Annotated in this window: 9 protein-coding genes; 4 read left to right on the top strand and 5 right to left on the bottom strand. The window is 73.2% G+C overall.

Annotated features, from left to right (window positions below; all coding sequences use genetic code 11):
- Positions 1-256 precede the first annotated feature (256 nt).
- Positions 257-1,417 (top strand): xylose isomerase, encoded by a 1,161-nt coding sequence (xylA, locus tag ABZS66_RS47935; protein WP_354769730.1) that lies wholly within the window; start codon positions 257-259, stop codon positions 1,415-1,417.
- An 81-nt stretch (positions 1,418-1,498) separates the two neighbouring features.
- Positions 1,499-2,917: a xylulokinase gene (xylB, locus tag ABZS66_RS47930; RefSeq protein ID WP_354769729.1), complete on the top strand. Its 1,419-nt coding sequence runs from the start codon at positions 1,499-1,501 to the stop codon at positions 2,915-2,917.
- A gap of 59 nt (positions 2,918-2,976) precedes the next feature.
- Here xylB and ABZS66_RS47925 read toward each other — a convergent pair whose 3' ends face one another.
- The 5 genes from ABZS66_RS47925 to ABZS66_RS47905 all read right to left on the bottom strand — a co-directional run bounded on the left by ABZS66_RS47925 (position 2,977) and on the right by ABZS66_RS47905 (position 5,838).
- Positions 2,977-3,177, bottom strand: a complete 201-nt coding sequence (locus ABZS66_RS47925) for a hypothetical protein (RefSeq protein ID WP_354769728.1) — start codon at positions 3,175-3,177, stop codon at positions 2,977-2,979.
- Between the two features lie 62 nt (positions 3,178-3,239).
- Positions 3,240-3,503 (bottom strand): DUF4235 domain-containing protein, encoded by a 264-nt coding sequence (locus ABZS66_RS47920; protein WP_354769727.1) that lies wholly within the window; start codon positions 3,501-3,503, stop codon positions 3,240-3,242.
- Positions 3,500-3,889: a DUF3618 domain-containing protein gene (locus ABZS66_RS47915; protein WP_354769726.1), complete on the bottom strand. Its 390-nt coding sequence runs from the start codon at positions 3,887-3,889 to the stop codon at positions 3,500-3,502. The genes ABZS66_RS47920 and ABZS66_RS47915 overlap by 4 nt, the downstream gene beginning before the upstream one ends.
- On the bottom strand, positions 3,886-4,353 hold the full coding sequence (locus ABZS66_RS47910) for a phage holin family protein (protein ID WP_354769725.1): 468 nt from the start codon (positions 4,351-4,353) through the stop codon (positions 3,886-3,888). The genes ABZS66_RS47915 and ABZS66_RS47910 overlap by 4 nt, the downstream gene beginning before the upstream one ends.
- A 60-nt stretch (positions 4,354-4,413) precedes the next feature.
- The gene (locus ABZS66_RS47905) at positions 4,414-5,838 is read right to left on the bottom strand and encodes an MFS transporter (RefSeq protein ID WP_354769724.1); all 1,425 of its coding nucleotides are present in this window, start codon (positions 5,836-5,838) and stop codon (positions 4,414-4,416) included.
- A gap of 49 nt (positions 5,839-5,887) precedes the next feature.
- On the opposite strand from ABZS66_RS47905, the gene ABZS66_RS47900 reads away from it, so the two are divergent.
- Positions 5,888-6,604 (top strand): TetR/AcrR family transcriptional regulator, encoded by a 717-nt coding sequence (locus tag ABZS66_RS47900; RefSeq protein ID WP_354769723.1) that lies wholly within the window; start codon positions 5,888-5,890, stop codon positions 6,602-6,604.
- Positions 6,601-7,158 (top strand): hypothetical protein, encoded by a 558-nt coding sequence (locus ABZS66_RS47895; protein ID WP_354769722.1) that lies wholly within the window; start codon positions 6,601-6,603, stop codon positions 7,156-7,158. The genes ABZS66_RS47900 and ABZS66_RS47895 overlap by 4 nt, the downstream gene beginning before the upstream one ends.
- Positions 7,159-7,280 lie beyond the last annotated feature (122 nt).

Below are 7,280 nucleotides of genomic sequence, written 5' to 3'. Positions count from 1 at the left end.
GGGGTGGCGTGTGGGGCGGCGTCTGGCGGCGTGCGGGGTGGCGTGTGGGGCGGCGGCTGGGGGCGGGGGAGGGTGGGAGCGAGTCGGAGCGTGCGGGGAGGGTGGGTGGCGCGGGAGCGGGGCGAATCGGCGCCGGAGGGGTGCTGTCCGGCGCAGGATGAGACAAGGCCGAAGCCGGTTAGTTCTGTTGTTGAACTAACCCCGTCCTCGGGCGTAGCCTGACGCGTATCCGCCAACACCCCGCGAAGAGGTGCTCATGAACGACTATCAGCCAAGCCGTGCCGACAAGTTCTCCTTCGGGCTGTGGACGGTCGGTTGGCAGGCTCAGGACGTGTTCGGAGGCCCCACCCGGGCGCCGCTCGACTCGGTCGAGGCCGTGCATCGGCTGTCGGACCTCGGGGCGGCCGCGGTGACCTTCCACGACGACGACCTGTTCCCGTTCGGCAGCGACGACGCGACCCGCGACAAGCTCATCGGCCGCTTCAAGGATGCGCTCAACGAGACCGGCGTCCGCGTCGAGATGGTCACCACCAACCTCTTCAGCCACCCCATCTTCAAGGATGGCGGCTTCACCTCCAACGACCGTGCCGTGCGCCGGTTCGCCCTCAAGAAGGTGCTGCGCAACATCGACCTCGCCGCCGAGCTCGGCGCCGAGACGTATGTGCTGTGGGGCGGCCGCGAGGGTGCCGAGTCCGGTGGCGCGAAGGACGTCGCCGCCGCGCTCGACCGCTACCGCGAAGGTCTGAACATCCTGTGTGCCTACGTGCGCGACCAGGGGTACGACATCCGCTTCGCCCTGGAGCCGAAACCCAACGAGCCGCGTGGTGACATCCTGCTGCCGACGATCGGGCACGCCCTCGCCCTGATCGCCACGCTGGACGAGTCGGACCGGGTCGGGCTCAACCCCGAGGTCGGGCACGAGGAGATGGCCGGGCTCAACTTCGCGCACGGGATCGCCCAGGCGCTGTGGCACGGCAAGCTCTTCCACATCGACCTCAACGGCCAGCACGGGCCGCGCTTCGACCAGGACCTGCGCTTCGGCGCCGGCAACCTGCGGGGCGCGTTCTGGACCGTCGACGTGCTGGAGACCGGCGGCTACACCGGCTACCGCCACTTCGACTACAAGCCGCCGCGCACCGAGGACTACGACGGCGTGTGGGAGACCGCCCGCGCCTGCATGCGGAACTACCTGATCCTCAAGGAGCGCGTCCAGTCGTTCCGGGCCGACCCCGAGGTGGCGTCGGCGCTGGAGGCCGCGCGGGTCAACGAGCTGTACGAGCCGACGCTCGCCGAGGGTGAGACGATCGAGTCGCTGCGCGACGAGGAGTTCGACGTCGACAAGCTCGCCGCCCGCGGTGGCGCGTTCGAGTACCTCGACCAGCTCGCGATGGAGCACCTCCTGGGCGTGCGTCCGTGACCGGTCCGCAGCGGAGCGGAGGGGCCGGTCGCCATGGGGCTCAGTGAAAAGGTCGTGCGGCCGGAGCGAAGCGGAGGTCGCATGACCCTCGTCGCCGGAGTTGACACGTCGACCCAGTCGACGAAGGTCATCGTCTGCGACGCCGAGACCGGCGCGGTCGTCAGGGAGGGCCGCGCCGCCCACCCGGACGGCACCGCCGTCGACCCCGCGCACTGGTGGCGCGCCTTCCAGGAGGCCACCGGCTGCGGGCCCGACGGTGACCCGGCCGGCGGGCTGCTCGACGGCGTCGCCGCGATCGGCGTCGGCGGCCAGCAGCACGGCATGGTGCTGCTCGACGAGCACGGCGAGGTCGTGCGCGACGCGCTGCTGTGGAACGACACCCGCTCCGCCGGCGCCGCGCAGGACCTCATCGCCGAGCTGCCCGGCGGCGCCGCCGGCTGGGCCGAGGCCACCGGGCTGGTGCCGGTCGCCAGCTTCACCGTGACCAAGCTCCGCTGGGTCGCGCAGCACGAGCCGGAGAACGCCGCGCGGGCGCATTCGGTACTGCTGCCGCACGACTGGATCACCCACCTGCTCCGGTCGGACCGGCAGGCCGAGCCGACCACCGACCGCGGTGACGCGTCCGGCACCGGGTACTGGTCGCCCGCCACCGGCGAGTACCGGCCGGACCTGCTGAAGCTCGCGTTCGGCCGCGACCTGGCGGTGCCCCGCGTGGCGGGCCCGGCCGAGACGGTGGGCGAGACGGTCGCCGGTGCCCTTCTTGCGCCGGGCACCGGCGACAACATGGCCGCCGCCCTGGGGCTCGGCCTGCGGCCGGGGGACCTGGTGGTGTCGCTCGGCACGTCCGGCACGGTGTTCGGCGTGGCCGAGCGGCCGGTCGCCGACACCAGCGGTACCGTGGCCGGATTCGCGGACGCGACGGGCCGGCACCTGCCGCTGGTGGCGACGCTCAACGCGGCCCGCGTGCTCACCGCCGCCGCCGCGCTGCTCGGGGTCGACCTGTCCACACTGGACTCGCTGGCCCGCTCCGCCGCGCCGGGCGCCGGCGGGCTGACCCTCCTGCCCTACCTCGACGGCGAGCGCACGCCCAACCTGCCCGACGCGAAGGGGCTGCTCAACGGGCTCACGCGCGGCAACGCCAACCCGGCCAACCTGGCCCGGGCGGCGTACGAGGGCATGCTCTGCGGCCTGGCCGACGGGCTCGACGCGGTGCGCGCGCTCGGGGTACCCGTCGAGCGGGTGCTGCTGATCGGCGGTGCGGCCGCGTCGGAGGCGGTGCGGGAGATCGCGCCGGCGCTGCTCGGGGTGCCGGTGAGCGTGCCGGCGCCGGCCGAGTACGTGGCCGTCGGCGCCGCACGGCAGGCGGCGTGGTCGCTCGCGGGCGGCGCGGAGCCGCCGTCGTGGCCGGTCTCCGCGGTCGACGTCACGGCCGCGCCGACCAGGGAGATCCGGGAGTTGTACGGCCAGGTGCGCGACCGCGCCTCGGCCCTGCTCAAGTAGGCGTCACTCCGCAGGGGTCGGCCGGCCGGGACAGCGGGTCCCGGCCGGCCGCGCGGTTGCTAGACGCCACGCAGCCGCAGGGCCTCCACGACCTCGTCCTCGGCGTACTCGCCCTCGGGCAGCGCGTCGACCCGGGTCATCGCGTCGGCCGGGAGGTCGGCGGCGATCGCCTTGCGGCGGATCTCCTCGCGCGACAGGCGCTCCTGGCCGATGTACGCCTGGTCCAGCACGTCCCGTAGCTGATCTGGTTCGCTCGTCACGGCCGTCGGTGTACCCGCGTGCGCGTCGGCAAAACGGTTCCGGGTGCCGCCGCGGAGTGGGGTCAGTCGGGCGGCCAGTTGCCGGTCAGGCGGCGGACGCCCGCCGCGCCGCCCCGGTCGATCGCGGCCTTCACGACCGCGAAGATGGCCCCCTGCAGGGCCGCCGCGGCCAGGACCTCGCCCCAGCCGTAGTCCCGCGACGTCGCCTGCGGGGCCTCGTCCTCGCCCGAGAGCCGCCGCCAGACCTGCTTGAAGACGATCCCGGCCGCGATGCCGCCCGCGACGCTGGAGGCCATGCTGAACGGCTTGTAGAGCAGCTTGCTCACCACTGCCCCTTCCGGTACGCGATCAGGGCCGCCAGGACGAACAGGCCGGAGGCGACGACCCACGGCGCCGGGCGCTCGCGGGCCGAGTCGAGCATGCGGCGCATCGAGTTCCCGACCGCCTGCCGCGGATGCATGCGCAGCTCGCGGCCGACGTACGTGGCGTTGACCGCCATCTGCTCGACACCCTCGCGCATGCGCAGCTTCGCGGTGGCGACCGAGCTGTGCACGGCCCCCTGCGCGCGGGCCTTGACGTCGGCCTTGGCGGCGAGCGCCTCGACCGTCTCGCCGAGGCTCGCCCGGGTGCGGGCGATCTCCTGGCGCAGCGCCTCCGGGTCGACCGGCGTGCCGTGGCCGTTGTGCGTGCTCGTCGAGTTCGTCGCCGTCATCGCCGGTCCCCGTCCTCGTGGTGGTTGCGCGCCGAGTGGGTGATGGTGCTGATGTCGGCCTTCATGCTGGCGACGGCGTCGGTCGGCATCGGGGGACCGGCCTTGGAGACCTGGGACTTGCCGAACAGCGCGAGCACCCCGGCGATCGCCAGCAGGACCACGCCGACGAGCAGCGCCGACAGCCAGGCCGGCAGGACCGCCGACAGGCCGATGATGGCGGCCGCGATCAGGGCGCCCCCGCCGTACAGGGCGACCAGTCCGGCGCCGCCGAACATGCCGACGCCGACCCCGGCCCGCTTGCCCTTCTGGGCCAGCTCGGCCTGGGCCAGCTTCAGCTCGTCGCGGACGAGGGTGGAGATCTGCTCGGCGGCGAGCCTCACCAGCTCGGCCGTGGAACGGTGGTCGGTCGCGGGGCTCTGGGTGCGCGGAACGGTGGCCGGTCGATCGTTCACGGTGTGCGTCATGGCTTCTCCTCTCGCCCGCACTGACCTGATTCCCCGCGAATCCCGGGGCTAACCCGTCAGTCAGCCCACTGTCACGAGCTCCTTCTCCTCGCTCGCCTCCTCGCGGGCCCGGCGCGGGAGGAGGAAGCTCAGCCCGCCCGCGAGCGCCAGCAGCCCCAGCTCCAGCCACAGCACCCGGGCCAGGGCCGTCTCGGTCGCCGACCAGGAGAAGAACGCGGTGCCCAGCAGCGCCACGCCGATCGCGCCGCCGATCTGCTGGACCGCGGTGAGCGTGCCGGACGCGGAGCCGACCTCGTGCTCGTCGACGGCGGCCAGGACGATGTCGAAGTACGGGGCCATCGAGGCCCCCATGCCGAGGCCGAGCACCAGCAGCGCCGGCAGCAGCTGCACCGACGACACCGGCCCGTCGACGACCGCGAGGGTGACGAGCAGCCCCGCGACGCCGAGGCCGAGCACGGCGGTACCGCCGACGATGAGGCGCCGGCCGCCGAGCCGGGCGCTGAGGATGTGCCCGCCGACCGCTCCGAGCGCGGTGCCGAACGCCCACGGCGACTGGGTCAGGCCGGCCCGCAGCGGGGAGAAGCCCAGCCCGACCTGCATCCAGACACTCAGGATGAGGGTGAGGCCCATGAGGCCGGCGAAGAAGATGAGGCCGACGAGCAGCCCGGCGTTGAACCGCCGCTTGGCGAGCAGGCTGGGCTCCACCAGGGGCGTCCGGCCCGCCCGCTGGCGGCGCCGCTCGTACCGCTGGAACACCCAGAACGCCGGCAGTGCAGCGGCCATCGCCGCCCACGTCCACCAGGGCCACCCGAGCTCGCGACCCTGCACGAGCGGGTACACGAGCAGCACGAGCGCGCCACCGAGCAGCATCGTCCCGGGCAGGTCCAGGCTGCCGCCCTCGGTCTGCGTGCGGGGCAGCACCAGCGCGGCCCCGATGAGCGCGGCCAGTCCGACCGGGAGGTTGATCAGAAAGATCATTCGCCATCCGGTACCGAAGAGGTCGGCGTCGACCAGGAACCCGGCCAGGATCGGGCCGCAGACCGCGGACAGGCCCATGACGGGCCCGAAGGCGCCGAACGCGGCGCCCAGCTTCTCGGGCGGGAACGCGGCCTTGATCAGGCCGAGGCCCTGCGGGATGAGCACGGCGCCGGCGAGGCCCTGGAGGACCCGGAACACGACGAGCGCGGCCGGGCCGGGCGCGATCGCGCAGAGCAGCGACATGAGGGTGAAGCCGGCGGCGCCGACGAGGAACATGCGGCGGCGGCCGAAGAGGTCGCCGAGCCGGCCGCCGGTCACCAGGCCGACGGCGAAGGCGAGCGTGTACCCCGCGGCGAGCCACTGCAGGAACGCCGTGCCGCCGCCGAGGTCGGCCCGGATCGAGGGCCCGGCGATCGCGATGATCGTCGCGTCGAGGAGGTCCATGACCTCGGCCGCCAGCACGACCGCGAGGACGACCCAGTGTTTCGAACGATGTTCGTTAGTCACGAACACTGTTCTAGTTACGAACGCTGTTCGTGTCAAGTAGGATTGCGCGATGCCGTCAACGGACCTGCCCGCCCCGCCCTGGCGGGCCCGGAAGAAGCCGCCGGCGGCCCGGCAGCCGCTGAGCGCCGAGGCCGTGCTCAGCACCGCCCTGCGCCTGGTCGACCGCGACGGCCTCGACGCGCTGAGCATGCGGCGGGTCGCCCAGGAGCTCGGCACGGGCGCGGCGTCGCTGTACGCGTACTTCGCGAACAAGGACGAACTGCTCGAGCAGCTGCTCGACCGGGTCATCGGCGACATCCCGCTCCCGCGGGCCGACGCCCCCGACTGGCGGGCCGAGGTGCGGAAGAACTGCTGGGAGAGCCGCGCCGTCTTCCTGTCCCACCGCGACCTGGTGCGGGTGGCGCGGGCCAACATCCCCGTCGGCCCCAACTCGCTGCGCTACACGGAGGCGATGCTGGCCGTGCTGCGCGGCGCCGGCGTCCCCGACCGCATCGCGGCCTGGGCGATCGACCAGATGTCCCTGGTCATCGTGGCCGACGCGCTGGAGGCGGCGCTGCACGTGGAGCAGGGCCGGGTGACCGAGGCCGACGCCGCCCCGTATTTCGAGCAGGTGAGTGACTATTTGGCTCACCTGCCGCCCGATGAGTTCCCTAACCTGGTCGCCATGGCTCCGGTGATGATCGAGGGAAGCGGCGACGAACGTTTCGCCTTCGCCATCGACCTGATGGTCGACGGTTTCGCCCGCCACGCCGAGGCGGCCCGATGACCGCGATCGTCGGCCTGGTCCACTCCGGCACGGTGTACATCGGCGGCGACAGCGCGGGCGCCTCGGGCTGGAGCCTGACGGTACGGGCGGACAGTAAGGTGTTTCACAACAACGGCTACCTGTTCGGCTTCACCACGTCGTTCCGCATGGGCCAGCTCATCCGGTACAGCCTGAAACCCCCGAAGCCGGTGGGCGACATAGAGCGCTTCATGGCGACCCGCTTCATCGACGCCGTCCGCGAGTGCCTGAAGACGGGCGGCTGGGCCCGCCGCGACAGCGAACGCGAGGAGGGCGGCACCTTCCTGGTCGGCGTCAAGGGCCGCCTGTTCACGGTCCACGACGACTACCAGGTGGCCGAGGCGGCGGACGGCTACGCGGCGGTGGGCGTGGGCGACGAGATCGCGCTGGGCGCCCTGTTCGCCACGGCCCAGTCCCGCATGGCGCCCCAGCGCCGCGTGGAGATCGCGCTGCGCGCTGCGGAGCGCTTCAGCGCGGGCGTCCGCGGCCCGTTCGTCTGCCTCTCCCAACCCCCAGCCGCCGCCGAGCCCGCCTGACCGTTGCTGCGACGGGCGCCGACCCGTCTCGGCTGGCTGGCTCGCTTAGCTGGCTCGGCTGGCTGGCCTGGCTCGGCTGGCTGGCCTGGCTCGGCTGGCTGGCCTGGCTCGGCTGGCTGGCC

Source organism: Dactylosporangium sp. NPDC005572, from assembly GCF_040605515.1.
Taxonomy (GTDB): Bacteria; Actinomycetota; Actinomycetes; order Mycobacteriales; family Micromonosporaceae; genus Dactylosporangium.
This window is presented reverse-complemented; position numbering and strand designations above follow the sequence as displayed.